At 54.9% G+C, this 16,548-nt stretch carries 16 protein-coding genes; 7 read left to right on the forward strand and 9 right to left on the reverse strand.

All coding sequences use genetic code 11. The annotated features are described in order from the left end of the window. Positions 1 to 38 precede the first annotated feature (38 nt). The 4 genes from FOC35_RS03535 to FOC35_RS03550 form a co-directional block, all read right to left on the reverse strand. Positions 39 to 419, reverse strand: coding sequence for a DUF4354 family protein (locus FOC35_RS03535; RefSeq protein WP_172568161.1), 381 nt, complete (start codon positions 417 to 419; stop codon positions 39 to 41). A 173-nt stretch (positions 420 to 592) separates the two neighbouring features. Then, on the reverse strand, positions 593 to 1,342 hold the full coding sequence (gene pnuC, locus FOC35_RS03540) for a nicotinamide riboside transporter PnuC (protein ID WP_172568162.1): 750 nt from the start codon (positions 1,340 to 1,342) through the stop codon (positions 593 to 595). A gap of 9 nt (positions 1,343 to 1,351) precedes the next feature. After that, positions 1,352 to 2,005, reverse strand: coding sequence for a cysteine hydrolase family protein (locus FOC35_RS03545; protein ID WP_172568163.1), 654 nt, complete (start codon positions 2,003 to 2,005; stop codon positions 1,352 to 1,354). Positions 2,006 to 2,276: 271 nt separating this feature from the next. Further along, positions 2,277 to 3,209, reverse strand: a complete 933-nt coding sequence (locus tag FOC35_RS03550; protein WP_172568164.1) for a LysR family transcriptional regulator — start codon at positions 3,207 to 3,209, stop codon at positions 2,277 to 2,279. A gap of 103 nt (positions 3,210 to 3,312) precedes the next feature. Here FOC35_RS03550 and FOC35_RS03555 point away from each other — a divergent pair, with 103 nt between their 5' ends. After that, positions 3,313 to 4,491 carry an MFS transporter gene (locus tag FOC35_RS03555; RefSeq protein ID WP_172568165.1) on the forward strand — a complete coding sequence of 393 codons (1,179 nt, stop codon included), beginning with the start codon at positions 3,313 to 3,315 and terminating at the stop codon, positions 4,489 to 4,491. Between the two features lie 49 nt (positions 4,492 to 4,540). On the opposite strand, the gene FOC35_RS03560 is transcribed toward FOC35_RS03555, so the two are convergent. Beyond that, positions 4,541 to 5,827 (reverse strand): DUF445 domain-containing protein, encoded by a 1,287-nt coding sequence (locus FOC35_RS03560; protein ID WP_172570316.1) that lies wholly within the window; start codon positions 5,825 to 5,827, stop codon positions 4,541 to 4,543. Then, positions 5,827 to 6,735 (reverse strand): LysR substrate-binding domain-containing protein, encoded by a 909-nt coding sequence (locus tag FOC35_RS03565; protein ID WP_172568166.1) that lies wholly within the window; start codon positions 6,733 to 6,735, stop codon positions 5,827 to 5,829. Before FOC35_RS03565 ends, FOC35_RS03560 begins: the two co-directional genes overlap by 1 nt. A gap of 164 nt (positions 6,736 to 6,899) precedes the next feature. On the opposite strand from FOC35_RS03565, the gene FOC35_RS03570 reads away from it, so the two are divergent. Next, positions 6,900 to 7,673, forward strand: a complete 774-nt coding sequence (locus FOC35_RS03570) for an SDR family NAD(P)-dependent oxidoreductase (protein ID WP_016535250.1) — start codon at positions 6,900 to 6,902, stop codon at positions 7,671 to 7,673. A 63-nt stretch (positions 7,674 to 7,736) separates the two neighbouring features. On the opposite strand, the gene FOC35_RS03575 is transcribed toward FOC35_RS03570, so the two are convergent. Beyond that, entirely contained in the window at positions 7,737 to 8,087 is a 351-nt protein-coding gene (locus tag FOC35_RS03575) for a hypothetical protein (protein ID WP_016535249.1), read from the reverse strand. A 212-nt stretch (positions 8,088 to 8,299) separates the two neighbouring features. On the opposite strand from FOC35_RS03575, the gene uspG reads away from it, so the two are divergent. Beyond that, positions 8,300 to 8,731, forward strand: coding sequence for a universal stress protein UspG (uspG, locus tag FOC35_RS03580; protein ID WP_016535247.1), 432 nt, complete (start codon positions 8,300 to 8,302; stop codon positions 8,729 to 8,731). 38 nt (positions 8,732 to 8,769) lie between these two features. On the opposite strand, the gene FOC35_RS03585 is transcribed toward uspG, so the two are convergent. Together FOC35_RS03585 and FOC35_RS03590 are read right to left on the reverse strand one after the other, a co-directional pair. Next, positions 8,770 to 10,155: an amidohydrolase family protein gene (locus tag FOC35_RS03585; protein WP_172568167.1), complete on the reverse strand. Its 1,386-nt coding sequence runs from the start codon at positions 10,153 to 10,155 to the stop codon at positions 8,770 to 8,772. A gap of 50 nt (positions 10,156 to 10,205) precedes the next feature. Beyond that, complete coding sequence (locus FOC35_RS03590; protein ID WP_172568168.1) at positions 10,206 to 10,811, reverse strand: ankyrin repeat domain-containing protein; 606 nt, start codon at positions 10,809 to 10,811, stop codon at positions 10,206 to 10,208. A gap of 178 nt (positions 10,812 to 10,989) precedes the next feature. Here FOC35_RS03590 and FOC35_RS03595 point away from each other — a divergent pair, with 178 nt between their 5' ends. From FOC35_RS03595 to fdnG, 4 genes are all read left to right on the forward strand, one after another. Next, complete coding sequence (locus tag FOC35_RS03595; RefSeq protein ID WP_172568169.1) at positions 10,990 to 11,919, forward strand: LysR substrate-binding domain-containing protein; 930 nt, start codon at positions 10,990 to 10,992, stop codon at positions 11,917 to 11,919. Between the two features lie 259 nt (positions 11,920 to 12,178). Further along, positions 12,179 to 12,898: a dienelactone hydrolase family protein gene (locus tag FOC35_RS03600; protein ID WP_172568170.1), complete on the forward strand. Its 720-nt coding sequence runs from the start codon at positions 12,179 to 12,181 to the stop codon at positions 12,896 to 12,898. Between the two features lie 121 nt (positions 12,899 to 13,019). Next, positions 13,020 to 13,271: a DUF1158 family protein gene (locus FOC35_RS03605; RefSeq protein WP_172568171.1), complete on the forward strand. Its 252-nt coding sequence runs from the start codon at positions 13,020 to 13,022 to the stop codon at positions 13,269 to 13,271. A gap of 227 nt (positions 13,272 to 13,498) precedes the next feature. Further along, a complete protein-coding gene (gene fdnG, locus FOC35_RS03610; protein ID WP_172568172.1) occupies positions 13,499 to 16,546 on the forward strand; it encodes a formate dehydrogenase-N subunit alpha in 3,048 nt (1,015 codons plus the stop codon). Positions 16,547 to 16,548 lie beyond the last annotated feature (2 nt).

Raw genomic sequence — 16,548 nt, forward strand, 5'->3', positions numbered from 1 at the left:
GTCAAAAGGTAGCAGCCCGAATGGGCTGCCAGTTACGGTTACTTACACTCACCGGAAAGGGTAATCAGCAACGCATCATTAACTTTCGCATCTTCGGAGGCGAAAACAGCAATACCTTTAGCCATTTTTCCTGCCTTCAGCTGGCCTTTAGCCAGAGCCTCATCCACGGTGTCCAGCTTAAATTCCTTATGGTCAGGAGAAATTGCTTTCAGACACACTTTGGAGAGATCAATATCCTTATCAGAGACGTTTGCAACCATCACTTCAAAGGTGTTGGTATAAGCGCTTTTTCCCCCCACGGACATAGAACCGGTGGATTTATGCGTAGCATAAACGGCAATGTTTTCAGGTGTTGCAGCTACCGCGGAAAAGCAAAAACCGGCCAACGCCAGAGATGAAACAAGAGTAAGTACCTTCATCGTAAAATCCTTTCTTTAGGGTTAACATCTCAGTCACTGCGGATACCGCAGCCCAGCCTTAAGAGTAGTTGCCCTAACCTAAACCTCCCGTAAATTGCCGTCGATATGGTACCAACGCTTATCGTTCTAAAATCCGAACGCTGCAGATAATGACGACTCTGTAGCGATCATCCTTACGGGGTTATGCTTATTTTCGCGCCCTGCTGCCCGCCCGCGTAGACTCGGTTTTCACGAGCAAGTTTGATCCAGTTCCACGTCCCGAAAGCGGCGATGAAGATAAGCAGCGTGTATTCCAGAGACATAAAGTAAACGCCCTGCTTCGCGTACAGCCAGACCGAAAGCACATCCAGCCCGCACCAGATTATCCAGTTCTCCACATACTTTTTGATCATCAACACCGTCGCCACAATCGACAAGATCATAATGGCAGAGTCCGCTATCGGGTAAGGATCGGGAATCGCTTCCGGGCGCTGTAACGTCACGCCGAAGAGCTGCAACACGCTAACCGCCACGTTGCTCAGCCAGATAAACACCGCATCAATATTCGCCGCCACCAGCGCGATGCACAGCACGCTGATAATCGAAACCACCAGGGTCTGTTTAACCGGCATCCATCTGACTACCATCGCAGGGCTGGCCGAATTGTCGCTTTGATACCACATGTACCAGCCGACAATATTGGCCACCAGGAAAAACACCTGTAGCAACATGCTGGCATACAGCTGGATCTGGTAGAACACCAGCGTGAACAGCAGCACGTTTAAAATGCCGAACAAATAATTAATGGTGATTTCACGGCTGGCCAGCCAGATATTAATCAGCCCCAGAACGGTGCCGATAGCTTCAATCCACGAAAGATCGTAGCCTCCGGTGCCGAGGGGGATATGAACCATGATATTGTGAATACTAAAAAGTTCGAGCATAGCGGCCTCTTATTTATTGTTATATTGATTTAGCAGGGAAATAACCTGGCAGGTTGTGGCAACCCAGCCGTAGTTCTCTTCAATAACGCTCATGGACTCCACCATGCGTTTCTCGCTCATCGCCGCAATGGCATCGCTAACCGCGAGCGTGGCGTAGGCGTGGTTCCAGGCCTGGCGCACCGTATCTTCCACGCAGCATTCGGCCACCACGCCGGTAACGACCAGCGTATCGACTCCAAGCTGGGATAAATGCTCCCCCAGCGAAGTGCCATAAAAGCCGCCATAACCGTATTTAAAAATGGTGAATTCATTATTTTGGGGAGTTAGCTCATCAATAACCGCCGATCCGTCCAGCTCGCCGTCCACATCGCGGTAGCGGCGGGTAAAGCCGAGGCGGCAGGCCTGGGTGGTTTCATCAAGCAGGCTCATCCACGAGAATTTGCCCTCAAGGCGTCTTTTAGGATCGTTCTCCACCGCCAGCCATCTTAAAAAAACCACCGGCTGCCCTGTTTCGCGGAAATACTGCAATAGCGCTAAGTTGCGGCCAATAATATCCCTGCCACCCGGCACCTCCAGCGGTGCTCCGTCCCGAATAAAGTCGTTCTGCATATCAACGATAATCAACGCTGGTTTTTTAATCGCGGGGAAATTATCTGTACTCATCTTCTTCTCCTGTTGCTTTAACAGGAGTTGAGCAAGCTTTGTGCCAGCTTCTGGCGGCTATTTTGGCGCATTAAGGCGGGGCTGTTTCTTTGCCTGGTTAAATTGGTCAGACGATATATTTCACTGCTTAAGCGATCCTTTGCCTCTCGCCTGATTGCCCGCCAGGGGCCAGATTTGGCGTTTAGTGCCGGGGGAGGAAAACATCAGCTAAAGGCGCTAATGCACCAGAAAGCGCGGGTGCAAAGGCTGACTGCACCAGCGCGGCGCATAATTACTCTTCGCCGATGGAAAAGTTGCCTTTCAAATCACCGGCGTACTGGCGCAGAAATTCAATCAGCGCTTTCACCCGGGCCGGGAGGTAGTTTTGCCCGCTATACACAATCGAGAGCGCCAGCGGCGCGGCCTGATGCTCAAGCGCTACTTCGACCAGCTGTCCCTCCTGTAAATAGCGGGCGCAGGCCTGCTTCGCGAGGATGGCAAAACCCAGGCCAGCGACCGCTGCCTGAAAGGCCATTTCACCGCTGTTCACCCGGTAGTGCGCTTTGACGACAACCTTCTTAAACCGCCCGCCGCTCATCATAAACTGCCACGCCTCGCCGTTGAGCGCGCTAACGGTAGTAATGCAGGGCAGCTGTTTTAGCTGCGCAATGCGCGTGGGGTGGCCAACTTTCTGCAACAGCTGCGGGGCGGCAACCACGCAGCAGGGGAACGTAAGCAAAGGAAGGGCAATGGTTCTGCTGTCCGCCATTTTGCCGCGAGAAATAATCACTGCGAGGTCAATATCCTGCTTCAGCACTTCCTCACCGGCGAGGTTGGTGATGCAGGAAATCTCCAGCAGCGGATGCAGAACGGCAAATTCGGCCAGCGCTTTGGCAAACAGCGCCGGGCCAATCTCGTTAGGCACACACAGGCGAAGCTGCCCGGTGAGCTGATTTTGCTGGAGCGAAAGCGCCACTTCGGCGTCCGTCAGGGCATCCAGCATGGAACCCATGCGGGTATAAAGCAGCTGTCCGGCCTCGGTCAGCTTCAGGTGCCGGGTGGTGCGCTCGATCAATCTGAGGTTCAGCCGCTCCTCCAGTTGCTGCACCTGGCGGCTGACGTTCGAGGTCGGCATTCCCTGCGCTTTTGCGGCCCCGGAAAAGCTGCCGTGCTTTGCCACCTCAACAAAAACACGCAGGGCATTCAGGTCCATTTTCGGGCGCATTGATTATCCCATTATTGATAAAAATGATTGCTAATTTTAACGGCTAATCACCCTTTTCACCATATGACAAACTGTGTTCATCTCATTTTCACAGGCTCTGTATATGCTCCGCACTGACAATAAAAGACTCACGGTTATCGCCCTGACAATCGCTTTTCTGCAATTTACCAACGCGCTGGAATATATGGTTTTCAATCCCGTATTTACCTTTATGGCGCCGGACTTTTCCGTACCCGTCACCTGGTCCGGCTATATTACGGGGATCTACACCCTGGCGGCGGTCATTTCAGGGATTGGCGCTTTTTTATGGGTCGATAAGCTCAATAAAAAGCGCCTGCTGGTGAGCAATATGGCACTGCTCGGCCTGCTGACGCTGGCTATCACCGCCGCTTCCAGCTTTAGCATGCTGCTGGTGCTCCGCCTGCTGGCCGGTTTTATCGGCGGCACCACCATGGGCGTGGGCATTGGGCTAATGATTAACCTCACTCCACCGGCACAGCGCGCGAAGGTACTGGCGACGGTTCTCGCTTCTTTTTCAGCGGTGAGCATTGTCGGCATGCCCGCAGTGCTGTTCATTTGCAGCCATTTTCACTGGCATTTGGCGCTGGGCGTTATTGGCCTGCTGTGCCTTATTTCATCGGCGCTGGTGATGGTTTTTGTGCCTCAGGAGCCGCGCCTGGAAGGAACCGCAGGGCGTCTGAAAATCACCCCGGAGCTGCTGCTTTTTGCTTCCGCCACAGGGCTGGCGCAGTTCAGCCCAATGCTGATTATCCCGGTACTGGTCCCACTATTAATCCAGAGAATGCAGGCCGCAGAGGGGAGTTTAGCGTGGCTATTTTTGCTGGGCGGTATTGCCGGGCTTCTGGCAACAAAGCTCACCGGCAAGCTGGCCAATAAATATTCTGCTTTTTGCATCGCGCTGCTTTCAGGCGCGTTTTACCTCGCGGCTTTTACTCTGCCGCTCTCCGGCTCTGCGGCAGGCTGGCTGTTTATGGTTATCTTTATCAGCACCTCTTATTGCCGCCTTGTAGCCAGTTCTGTTGTCTCTATCCGTTACCCTAAAGACGAGTGGCGAGCCGGGTTCAACTCGCTGCAAACCGCAATTATGCATTTGCTGACCGCTCTGGCATTTTTCATCCCGGCCATCATCTTTCCGGCTACGGAGATGACAACACGCTCGCTTAACCAGCTGCTGCTCCTGGCCGCAGCCAGCTCCGCCCTGCTGCCGCCGTTTATCTGGCTGCTGGAAAAAAGGCTGGCGAGAACTCAACTGGCGGATTAACAGCCCCAGGGCAAAGCTCAAAGCACGGAGCCGCAAACCGCTCCGTGCCTTAAAAATGAATGCCCCACCCCGCCATCAGGCCCGGCAGTTGAGAAAGCAGGTATAGCAGCAGCCCAACCGTGCCACCCACCAGCGTGCCGTTGATGCGGATAAATTGCAGATCTTTGCCAATATTAAGCTCAATCTGGCGCGACATATCTTTTGCATCCCAGCTTTTTACCGTGTCGCTGATGTGGCGGGTAAGAAACGCGGAAAAGTCCGGCGCAACCTGCCTTGCAGCCTGCTCAAGGTGCTCGTTAAGCGAAGCGCGCAGGGACGCATCCGCCATTAGCGTTTCCCCCAGCCATTGCCCGGCTTCGGCAATACGTTTTTGTACCCTCGAGTCATCGCTGGCGATATCCGCCTTCAGCCAGCCGCGCAGGTCGTTCCACAGCTCGCCAAGGTAGAGATTAAATTTCTCGTCCCCTTTCAGATACTCTTTGATGCTTTCCGCTTTCGCCGCCATTTCAGGATCGTTTTTCAGATTTTCGATCAGGCGCTGAACGGCGCGGTCGAAAGCGCCGCGAATTTGATGCGCGCGATCCTGGCTAACATCATCAAGCAGAGAATTTACCGCGTCCGTCACCAGTTCCGCGCTCTGCTCGCCCAGCCATTCGGTCGGCAGCACTTTAGCTTTGATCGGATGCTCGGTTTCCAGCCAGTGTACTATCTGGTGGGCGATAAACGCCCGGCTTGAAGGTTTGGCAAGCAGCGTCAGAAGTTGAGCAATAACCGAGTCCAGCAGCGCCTGGTGCCGATTATTTTTGGTCAGGCTCTCCAGCAGCAATGCGCTGGAGTAGCTCAGGTCGACTTTATCAATCGCCTTATGCACCGCCCTGCGAATGAGCCCCTGAATGCGGGCATCATCGGTTAGCGACAGAAAGGCCTCCATCACCTTGAGCAAATGCTGCCCCACGCGTCGCGCGTTATCCGGCTGGCTGAACCAGGCGCCCATCATCTGGGCCGGTTCGTGACGGCGGATAAGGTTAATTAGCGACTGGGTATCAAGAAATTTCTCCTGAACAAAGACGCCGAGATTGTCGCCAATCCGGTCTTTATTACGCGGAATAATCGCCGTATGGCGGGAAATAAACGGGATCGGCACGCGGCGAAAAAGCGCCACCACGGCAAACCAGTCCGCCAGCGCGCCGACCATAGCGGCCTCAGAAATAGCCTTCAGGCCGCTAACCCAGAAACCGGGCGGCATAAACAGAGTCGCGATAAATACGGCGGCAGCAATCAGCAGTAATGAGAGAGCCAGCCGCTTCGCGCGCTTTAATTCAGTCAGTTTTTCCATCATTTAATCGTAGCGCCCACATCGGCCACCAGCCAGTCGTGGAACAGCGAGACCTCCTGGCGGCGGGTCGATCTTTCTGAACGGACTATAAAATAAGACCAGCGAAGCGGCCATTTATGCTGCGGGAACAGCTGGCGCAGCTGCCCATGCTCAATCAGCTGCTGCACCAGAGCTTTGCGTACAACCGCCACGCCGCGCCCGCTCAGCGCCGCCAGTATCACCGCAGACGTGGAGTTAATGTGTAGCCCATTTTGCTGCGATGCCGGTACGCCGATATTTGCCAGAATCCTCTCCCACGAGGGGAAATCCGCGCCGGGGTGAGGCGTGTCATCAAAGATAAGCTTTTGCTTCGACAGCCAGTCGGCCTCGGTAACGCCACCCAGCAGCTGCGGGCTACATACGATAACCGCCTCCTCATCCATCAGCCATGTTGACTGCAATCCGGGCCAGTTTCCGGGGCCGCAGCGGATACCCACGTCGGCCTCACCGTGCAGCACGTCGGTCAGTTTTTCGGTGACGTTGAGGCGCAGATCTATGCTGTCGTGCTGCTCTGAAAAGCGGTTTAGCCGCTCCATCAGCCAGTTCATCATCAGCACCTGCGAAGCCGTGATAACCACGACCGCTCTGGCCCTCGCGCCCCGCAGTTTGTTAAGGCCCTGCTCCAGGCTGTCCAGCCCGGCGGTGATGTCCTGCAACGCTTCTTTTGCTTCGGCTACCAGGCTAAGCCTTTCTTTGCCGCTGCGGGTGCGGTGCAGCAGCGGATGGCCTACCCATTCCTCCAGCGAACGAACCAGTTGCCCGACCGCCGCAGGCGTGACGCCCAGCTCCTCTGCCGCCCCGGTAAAGCTGCCGTGGCGCGCGGCTGCTTCAAACGCGTGCAGCCATTTAAGACGGTTTAGCGACCTCATCTTTTTTCTCTATTCGCTCATATTGCTTACAAGATAGTTTTTCTTTCTCGTTATGCAAGTTCTTATGCTTCGCCACGCCGGGGGGAGGCTGGCATTCTGAGCCCATTCCGGAGCGCCAGAACGGGCAGCTCTCCTGTTATTCAGTAAAATAAAACGAGGTCACAATGTCCGCATCATTTGTTGGTAAAAAACTTTTAGTTGTTGGCGGCACCAGCGGCATGGGCCTGGAAAGCGCCCGCATGGTGCTGGAAAACGGCGGCAAAGTTGTGCTGGTAGGCAACCGGGCAGAGAAAGCAGAGCAGGCACGCCAGGCGCTCTCCGCTCTGGGCGAAGTGTCGGTCATCGTGGCCGACCTGATGAGCCGCGAAGGTATGCAGAGCGTGATAAGCGCAATTAACGCAGAGCATCGCGACATCAGCCTGCTGGTGAACGCCGCCGGGGTTTTCTTCCCAAAACCGTTTATCGAGCATGAAGAAGCCGACTACGACATGTATATGAACATTAACCGCGCAACATTCTTCATCACCCGCGAAGTGGTGAAAAACATGGTGGCCGCCGGGACTAAAGGTTCTATCGTGAATATCGGTTCCATGTGGGCGCAGCAGGCCATCGGCGCAACGCCTTCTTCCGCCTATTCAATGGCAAAAGCCGGTTTGCACGCTTTGACTAAGAATCTCGCCATTGAGCTTGGGCCGCAGGGCATCCGCGTCAATGCTGTTTCTCCGGCGGTGGTGCACACGCCGATTTATGAAGGTTTTATTCCTAAGGAAGATGTCGCGGGCGTGATGGGCAGTTTTGACAGCTTCCACCCGATTGGCCGCGTAGGGACTCCGCGCGATGTGGCAGAAGTGGTGAGCTTCCTGCTGTCCGACAATACCAGCTGGGTTACCGGCGCGCTGTGGGACGTGGACGGCGGCGTAATGGCTGGGCGCAACTAAGCTGTCATGCCGATAAAACAGAAAAAGCGCCCCAGAGGCGCTTTTTTGCTATCAACCCGGCAATTACTGAGCGTAGGTTCGGCAATTATCCGCGTTGAGGATTAACCCCACGCGGCTGGCAGCAACCTGGTTTTCAGTGTGCGTACCGGCAAAGGCAAAGCCCTTTTTCACCAGATTAACGGTATAATATTTGTTGTACATAAATGCCCAGACGATCATCGCGATCATCGAACCAATCCCAAGAGTAATGAACCCCAGGATCAGCAACACAACAAATACGCCGATAAAGGTAATGAAGTCCTTACGGAACAGCGCAGGGAACGAGCCAAAAAACAGTGTAGTCCATGAAAAACCATAGAAGCCGGTTACCGTTTCACCGGTACGCGGGTTCTGCATCAGGATCTTTGTAGCCATCCAGAATCATCCTCGGTATTAATTTGATATTTTTATGTCCGGCCTTAAAAACAGCCGTAACCGGCGTATCATACAAACAATTGCCCCCATTTTGATAGCCGCTAATTTAAATAGGTTTATTAACACGCAGATCGCAAACTAGATGAAATCAAACTGATTTCTCAGGCCGTTAGTGCCAGGATTACTGAAACGTTACCAAAAGGAGATTAACGATGTATAAAACCATCTTAATGCCGGTGGATGTTTTTGAAATGGAACTCACCGATAAAGCCATTCGTCACGCTGAATACCTCGCGAAAGAGTCCTCCGGCACCATCCACCTGCTGTACGTTCTGCCCAAATCCCCGCTGTTTAATACCCACGGTTTTTCTTCTGATATCCGCAAGTTCGACGAATACCTGAAGAAAAATGCCGAAGAAAAAATGGAGGAATTGCGCGGGCATTTCTCGCTGCCCAAAGAACGCGTAATTGTCGATATTCGCTACGGCTCGGTGCGCGACGAAGTAAACGAACTGGCTCAGGAAATTCATGCCGACGTGATTATTGTTGGCTCAAGGAATCCTTCGGTTTCAACCCATCTGCTGGGGTCTAACGCCTCGAGTATTATTCGACACGCGCATTTCCCGGTCTTTGTTATCCGCTAACGGGAATAAATAGCCTGCTTGCGCAGGCTATTTTGTTTTTAGCTAACGTTTCCCCGCACCAGGTTGCCCTGATGGAACGTCGCGGTGCGCGGGGAGATACGCGCCACCGCCTCCGCCGAACAAGAAGCATCCACCAGCACAAAACTCGCCTCATCCTGCGGCTTCGGCCAAACCTGCTCGCCTTTATCGTTCAGCGGCAAAATATTGCCGGTGGCAATGGCAAGCGAACGCGACAGGTTAAGCTCGCTCGGGCGAATATAAAGCTGCGCATAGAGGTTGGCTTTTTCCAGCATGTCGCCCAGGCCATACGGCGACCAGTGATCGATAACGCTGTCGGTGCCGGTCATCACCATTACGCCTTTCTGCTGCAACTGCTTGAGCGGCATATGCAGAGTGCCAATCGGCACCGTTGAGGCGATGGAAATCTGCTGCGCCGCCATGCGCGTGGCAATCTCGTCCACCTGCTGCGGGGTGAGCGTTGCCAGCGCAAAGCCGTGGCTGATGGTCAGCTTGCCCTTAAGCTGAGGCGTTTTTTCAACCGTCTCAACCATATAATTCACCGCCGCCACGCCTGCCGGGCTGGTTTCGTGCAGGTGAATGTCCACCCCTTTGTTGTAGTCGAGCGCTATCTGGAACATGGTGTCGAGGGATTTTTCCATCGCCCCGTCCACGTTGGTCGGGTCCAGGCCGCCAACATAATGCGCCCCAGCCTGCATCGCTTCACGCATCAGCGGCTCGGATTTAGATAGCAACAGGCCGTGCTGAGGAAAAGCCACGATTTCACAGCTCAGCCCGGCTTTCCTCTGCTCCAGCACCGCCATCAGGTTTTCGAGGTTTTTAAGGCCGGAAACCGGCTCAATATTGCAGTGGCTGCGCGCCACGGTAGAGCCCTTCGACTGGATCAGGTCGATAAGCTTTCCGGCACGTTCGCGGGTATACGGCTGGAGTTCGGGCAAAATTTTCCGCTCATAGGCAATCATGTCCATGATGGTGGTGCCTTCCGGGCGGTTATGTACCTGCCACGGGCCGCCGTAGAAGGTTTTATCGAGGTGGATATGCATATCGCGCATCGCCGGGAGCAGCAGTTTGCCGCCCGCGTCATAGGCGTGCAGCGCGCCGTCCGGGTGAGATTTGTTGGCGTGCAGGGCAGCAATTTTACCGTCTTTAATTTCAAGCGTATTCAGCACCGTACGGGTACTGACGGCCACGCCGTCCTGGTAGTTAAACCCGTTTTCAAGCAGCACGTTATCCAGATAATAGTGCTTTTCGCTAATGGCGCTCATGCGGTTGTCGTTCTCACAAAGGGTTGCAGGTGCTTTCGCGGCCCAGGCGGTGGTTCCCGTTGCGCCAAAAATGGCACAGGCTGCGGCAACTGTGCCCGTACCGCTGAGGAAGTCGCGACGGCTTTTTTCAATTTCAGTCATTTTTATTTTTCTGCCTTAAAGAGTGAAAACCAGAGATAGAGGTAAAGCGATTAGGCCCCTGCGTTAATCAGCAGTTGTGCGATTTCGCGGAAGCCTTTTTCATTAGCCAACTCCAGCGGAGTTTTGCCGTATTTATCCGTCATATGCGGGTTAGCGCCGTGATCCAGCAGAAGCTGCACAATCTCCTGCTGCTTCTCTGCGCCATCGTTTAAGACGATAGCTTCAAGCAGCGGCGTCCAGCCGAGGAAGTTGGTGTGGTTGACGTTAATTTCGGTGTGCGCCAGCAGTTCACGCACAATTTCAACGTGCCCTTTTTCGCTGGCAGGCGTTATGCCCACGCCGCCGAAACGGGTCAGACGCGTCAGGTCAGGCTTAGCGGGTAACACCAGGCGCAGCAATCTGAGATCGTTATTCAGGCAGCTCAGCAGGAACGGGTTAAAGCAAGTTTCATCCTGCATGTTGATGTCCGCTCCGGCGTCAATCAGCAGCGCCACGCAGTCATATTGTTGATTGAGGCTGGCTATCGTGACCGCCGTTCTGCCCTGGCGGTTGGTCACGTTTATCTCCACGCCCTGCCCGAGGCATTTTTTTAGCGTCGCGGTGTCGCCCCTTTCGGCTGCCGTCAGAAACTCGGTAACCAGCTGTTTTTCAGACATTGTGTTCTCCTGTCGTGCGCTGTAATTCCTGATATTTGAGAATACCAACCGTCCCGGTTGAATAACATCCGCTTAAAAAAGATTCATCGCCGGAGGCGCTATTGTTGAATGAGTTTTAACAATCATCCTGCCGCTTGTGTCAAAATCCCGCTAACCACCGCCGTGAAGAGGGAACGACGTGAACTCAATCTTTACCGAAGAGAATTTGCAGGCATTTACCTGCGCCGCGCGCTACGGCAGCTTCAGCAGGGCGGCCGAAGAGCTGGGTCTCACCACTTCCGCTATCAGCTACACCATCAAGCGGATAGAAACAGCGCTCGACGTGACGCTGTTTATCCGCAACACCCGCAATATTGAGCTAACCGAATCCGGGCTTTATTTCTACCGTAAAGCCAGAGACCTGCTGAATGATTTTCAGGACATTAAGCGGGGAATTGACACCATTTCGCAGGGGATTGAGGCTAAAGTCAGAATTTGCATCAACCACCTGCTGTACACCCCGCACCACACGGCGAAGCTGCTGCAAATCCTCAAACAGCGCTTCCCCGGCTGCCAGATTGCCATCACGACCGAGGTTTATAACGGCGTCTGGGATGCGATGATTAATAATCAGGTCAATATCGCCATCGGCGCACCGGATGCCCTGCTGGGCGGAGGCGGGATTGACTACACCGAAATCGGCGCCATCCGCTGGGAGTTCGCCGTTGCGCCCGCTCATCCGCTGGCAAACGCTCAGGAGCCCATCCCCGAAAGCCAGCTCAGGCTCTACCCCAATATCATGGTGGAAGACACCGCCTCGACGATTAATAAGAAAGTGGGCTGGCTGCTGCACGGCCAGGAAGTGATTGCCGTACCGGACTTCGCTACCAAATGCCAGTGCCAGATACTCGGGGAAGGCATTGGCTTCCTGCCGGATTATATGGTGCGTGAGGCGCAAAACAGTGGGCTGCTGGTCACCCGGAAGGTACACAACCCTCGCCAGCACTCGCGCATGCTGCTTGCCACCCAGCACGCCGCCACGGGTCAGGTTACCCGCTGGATCAAACAGCAGTTCGCCGCAGGCGGAGTACTGGCCGAGCTTTACCGGGACCTGATGTCCCAGGATTAACTTCGCCAGTACGTCCGGCAATTCACTTTTTAAAAGGCGGCCACGGCAATAAATAACGGGGTGATAAGCTCACCCCGCAAACCCTGCATTACAATTTCTGACAGAAAAAACCATCTGCTAACACATAAAGCTTTTTTAAATTTAATTAGATAGCAATTCATGCGCTTGAGTTTTTAATAAATTGCTAATTCCTTAGCGCTATGAAAATAATTAAGGTTCACCTGCAAGAGAACCATAATTTATTTAGAGGTTAATACCGATGTCGGAAATTATTTCAGCGCCATTTTTATATCAAGTCGATAATCAAACCTTTGAAGGATCTCTGGTGTATGCCGAAAAGGAGAGCGCGGAGCGCCCCGGCATTTTAATTGCGCCAAACTGGATGGGCGTGAGCGCCGCCGCTATCGAGCAGGCAAAATCCATTGCGGCTCAGGGATATGTGGTGCTGGTTGCCGACCTGTACGGCCAGGGCAAACGCCCGACCAACGCGGACGAAGCCGGTGCCCTGATGATGGAAGTGAAAGATACTCCGGCAGAAGTGGGCCGCATGCGCGCCGCGCTGGACTCTCTTGCCGCCCAGAAAACGGCACCTGTTGCCGCCGGTAAACTGGCGGTCGCGGGCTTCTGCTTTGGCGGCCATTGCGCGCTTGAGCTGGCAAGAAGCGGCGTAGATATCAAAGCTGCGGTCTCCTTCCACGGAACGCTGGATACCAAAAAAACCAGCGCTGTCGGAGATATCAAAGCCTCCGTACTGGTGCTGGACGGCGCGGAAGATCCGCTGGTACCGCGCGAGCAGCTGAGCGCGTTCGCCACTGAAATGAACGCCGCATCGGTAGACTGGCAGCTCGTCAGCTACGCCGGAGCGGTGCATTCCTTCACCGACCCGGGCGCGAATGTTGACGGCGTGGCCAAATATCACCCGGAAGTGACCAAACGCGCATTTACCCGTATGTACAGCCTGCTGAACGAAGTGTTTTAAGCGTTCTTTTCTCCGCTGGCCTTCCAACCGGGAGGCCGCTTTCTTCCTCCCCCTCACCCGGTTTGCACCCGCGCCCGCTTTCCCGGACAATAGCTTCTTTTAGCCTCAGGTTAACAACGTCATGAACCATCCACACCAAGCGCTGTTAAGCGCGGGCGGCATTCTGCTGCTGGCTTTCCTGTCCTGCCTGCTGCTTCCGGCCCCGGCGTTAACCCTGACGCTGGCGCAAAAGCTGATTGATACCTTCCATCTCGCCGACCTCAGCCAGCTGTACATAATCCTGTTCTGCGCATGGTTCCTTGCGCTCGGCGTTATCGAGTATTACGTGCTGCGTTTTATCTGGCGGCGCTGGTTCTCTTTTACCCGCCTGTAATTTTCTGCGCTGGCTGATATCAAAAACGTGCCGCCTTATTTGCAGAGCGGCACTTTTACCCCTCCCGCCAATAACCACACATACCAAATGGCTATCTATTTAACACAATAGATAACACCTTGTGGGTAAGCGCATACCCAATGTTTATCGAGTTGATTTCACGCAATATTTGAACGGCCATAGTTGTTATTTTCGCCGCACGAATAACGTCATACGATGAGGTTACGATGAACGTCAGCCGCAGAAAATTTTTTAAAATCTGCGCCGGCGGGATGGCTGGTACAACGGCGGCAGTTTTGGGCTTTGCGCCAAAAACCGCGCTGGCGGAGACGCGCAATTACAAATTGCTGCGCGCGAAAGAAACCCGTAATAGCTGTACTTACTGTTCCGTGGGCTGTGGATTATTGATGTATAGCCTCGGAGACGGCGCAAAAAACGCCAAATCCAGCATTTTCCATATTGAAGGCGACCCGGATCACCCGGTTAACCGCGGCGCGCTTTGCCCCAAAGGGGCTGGCCTGCTCGACTATATTCACAGCGACAGCCGCCTGCGCTACCCGGAATACCGCGCGCCGGGTTCTGATAAATGGCAGCGCATCAGCTGGGATGAAGCGTTTTCACGCATTGCCCGCCTGATGAAAGATGACCGTGACGCTAACTTCGTCGAGAAAAATGAGCACGACGTCACCGTTAACCGCTGGCTTTCAACCGGCATGCTGTGCGCTTCGGCGGCCAGCAATGAAACCGGGATGCTCACGCAAAAATTTGCCCGCTCGCTGGGCATGCTGGCGGTAGATAACCAGGCGCGCGTCTGACACGGACCAACGGTAGCAAGTCTTGCTCCAACATTTGGTCGCGGTGCGATGACCAACCACTGGGTTGATATCAAAAACGCCAACGTGGTGATGGTGATGGGCGGCAACGCCGCTGAAGCCCACCCGGTCGGTTTCCGCTGGGCGATGGAAGCCAAAAACAACAACGACGCCACGCTGATTGTGGTCGATCCGCGCTTTACCCGCACCGCTTCGGTGGCGGATATCTATGCGCCGATCCGCTCCGGAACCGACATTACCTTCCTGTCGGGCGTTATCCTGTACCTGATTTCCAACGGTAAAATTAACGCCGAATACGTCAAACACTACACTAACGCGGCGCTGCTGTTGCGCGACGACTTCAGCTTTGAAGACGGCCTGTTCAGCGGCTACGACGACGAAAAACGCCAGTACGACAAAACCAGCTGGAACTACCAGTTCGACGAAAACGGCTTCGCCAAACGCGACGACACGCTGAGCCATCCGCGCTGCGTGTGGAACCTGCTCAAACAGCACGTTGCCCGCTATACGCCGGACGTGGTTGAGAACATTTGCGGTACGCCTCAGGCGGATTTCCTCAAAGTTTGCGAAGTGCTGGCCTCAACCAGCGCGGCGGACCGTACCACCACGTTCCTCTACGCTCTGGGATGGACGCAGCATACCGTTGGCGCCCAGAACATCCGTACCATGGCGATGATCCAGCTGCTGCTCGGCAATATGGGCATGGCGGGCGGCGGCGTTAACGCCCTGCGCGGCCACTCCAACATTCAGGGTTTGACCGACCTCGGCCTGCTCTCCACCAGCCTGCCGGGCTACCTGACGCTGCCGTCTGAGAAGCACACCGACCTGCAAACGTACCTTGCGGCTAATACGCCAAAAGCCACGCTGCCGGGCCAGGTGAACTACTGGGGCAACTATCCGAAGTTCTTCGTCAGCCTGATGAAAGCGTTCTACGGCGATGATGCCCGCAAAGAGAATGGCTGGGGCTTCGACTGGCTGCCGAAGTGGGATCAGTCCTATGACGTGCTGAAATACTTCGACATGATGGACCGCAACCAGGTCACCGGCTATATCTGTCAGGGCTTCAACCCGGTGGCCTCGTTCCCGGACAAAAACAAAGTTGTTGCCAGCCTCAGCAAGCTGAAGTACCTGGTGATTATCGACCCGCTGGTCACGGAAACCTCCAATTTCTGGCAGAACCACGGCGAGATGAACGACGTTGATCCGGCCGCTATTCAGACCGAAGTGTTCCGCCTGCCGTCCACCTGCTTTGCGGAAGAAGATGGATCCATCGCCAACTCCGGCCGCTGGCTACAGTGGCACTGGAAGGGTGCGGACGCGCCGGGGGAAGCGCTGAACGACGGAGAGATCCTCGCCGGACTTTACCACCAGCTGCGCCAGATGTACCGGGCCGAAGGCGGTAAAGGCATCGAGCCGCTGATGAAAATGGGCTGGAATTATCATCAGCCTGATAAGCCAGAATCGGAAGATATTGCCAAAGAGAACAACGGCTACGCGCTGGAAGACCTGTTTGATGCCAGCGGGACTCTGTTGGCGAAAAAAGGCCAGCTGCTGGACTCCTTTGCGCTGCTGCGTGACGACGGCTCTACCGCTTCCGCTTGCTGGATTTACGCCGGGAGCTGGACCGCCAAAGGCAACCAGATGGCGAACCGCGATAATGCCGATCCTTCCGGGCTGGGTAACACCCTCGGCTGGGCGTGGGCGTGGCCAATGAACCGCCGCGTGCTGTACAACCGCGCCTCCGCCGACCCACAAGGCAAGCCGTGGGACGCGAAACGAATGCTGATCGAATGGAACGGTACGAAATGGGTCGGGAACGACATCCCGGACTTCAGCACTGCGGCACCGGGCAGCGGCGTTGGGCCGTTTATCATGCAGCAGGAAGGTCTGGGACGCCTGTTTGCCCTAGACAAACTCGCCGAAGGGCCGTTCCCGGAGCACTACGAGCCGTTTGAAACGCCGCTCGGCACCAACCCGCTGCACCCGAACGTAGTCTCTAACCCGGCGGCGCGTCTGTACGAAGCCGACGCCAAACGCATGGGTCGCAAGCAGCAGTTCCCTTATGTCGGCACCACTTATCGCCTGACCGAGCATTTCCACACCTGGACCAAGCACGCGCGGCTTAACGCCATCGCCCAGCCGGAACAATTTGTGGAAATCAGCGAGCGCCTGGCGAAGGCAAAAGGGATTGCTAACGGTGATTGGGTCAGGGTCAGCAGTAAACGCGGCTTTATTAAGGCCTTAGCGGTAGTGACCCCGCGCCTGCAAACCCTGCATGCAGGTGGCCAGGAGGTGGAAACCGTCGGCATCCCGCTGCACTGGGGCTTTGAGGGTGCGGCCCGCAAGGGTTATCTCGCGAACACCCTGACGCCGTCCATTGGCGACGCTAACTCGCAAACGCCGGAATACAAGGCGTTTCTGGTCAACATTGAGAAGGCGTAAGG

It is taken from the genome of Cedecea sp. FDAARGOS_727, from assembly GCF_012273235.1.
Taxonomy (GTDB): domain Bacteria; phylum Pseudomonadota; class Gammaproteobacteria; order Enterobacterales; family Enterobacteriaceae; genus Cedecea; species Cedecea davisae.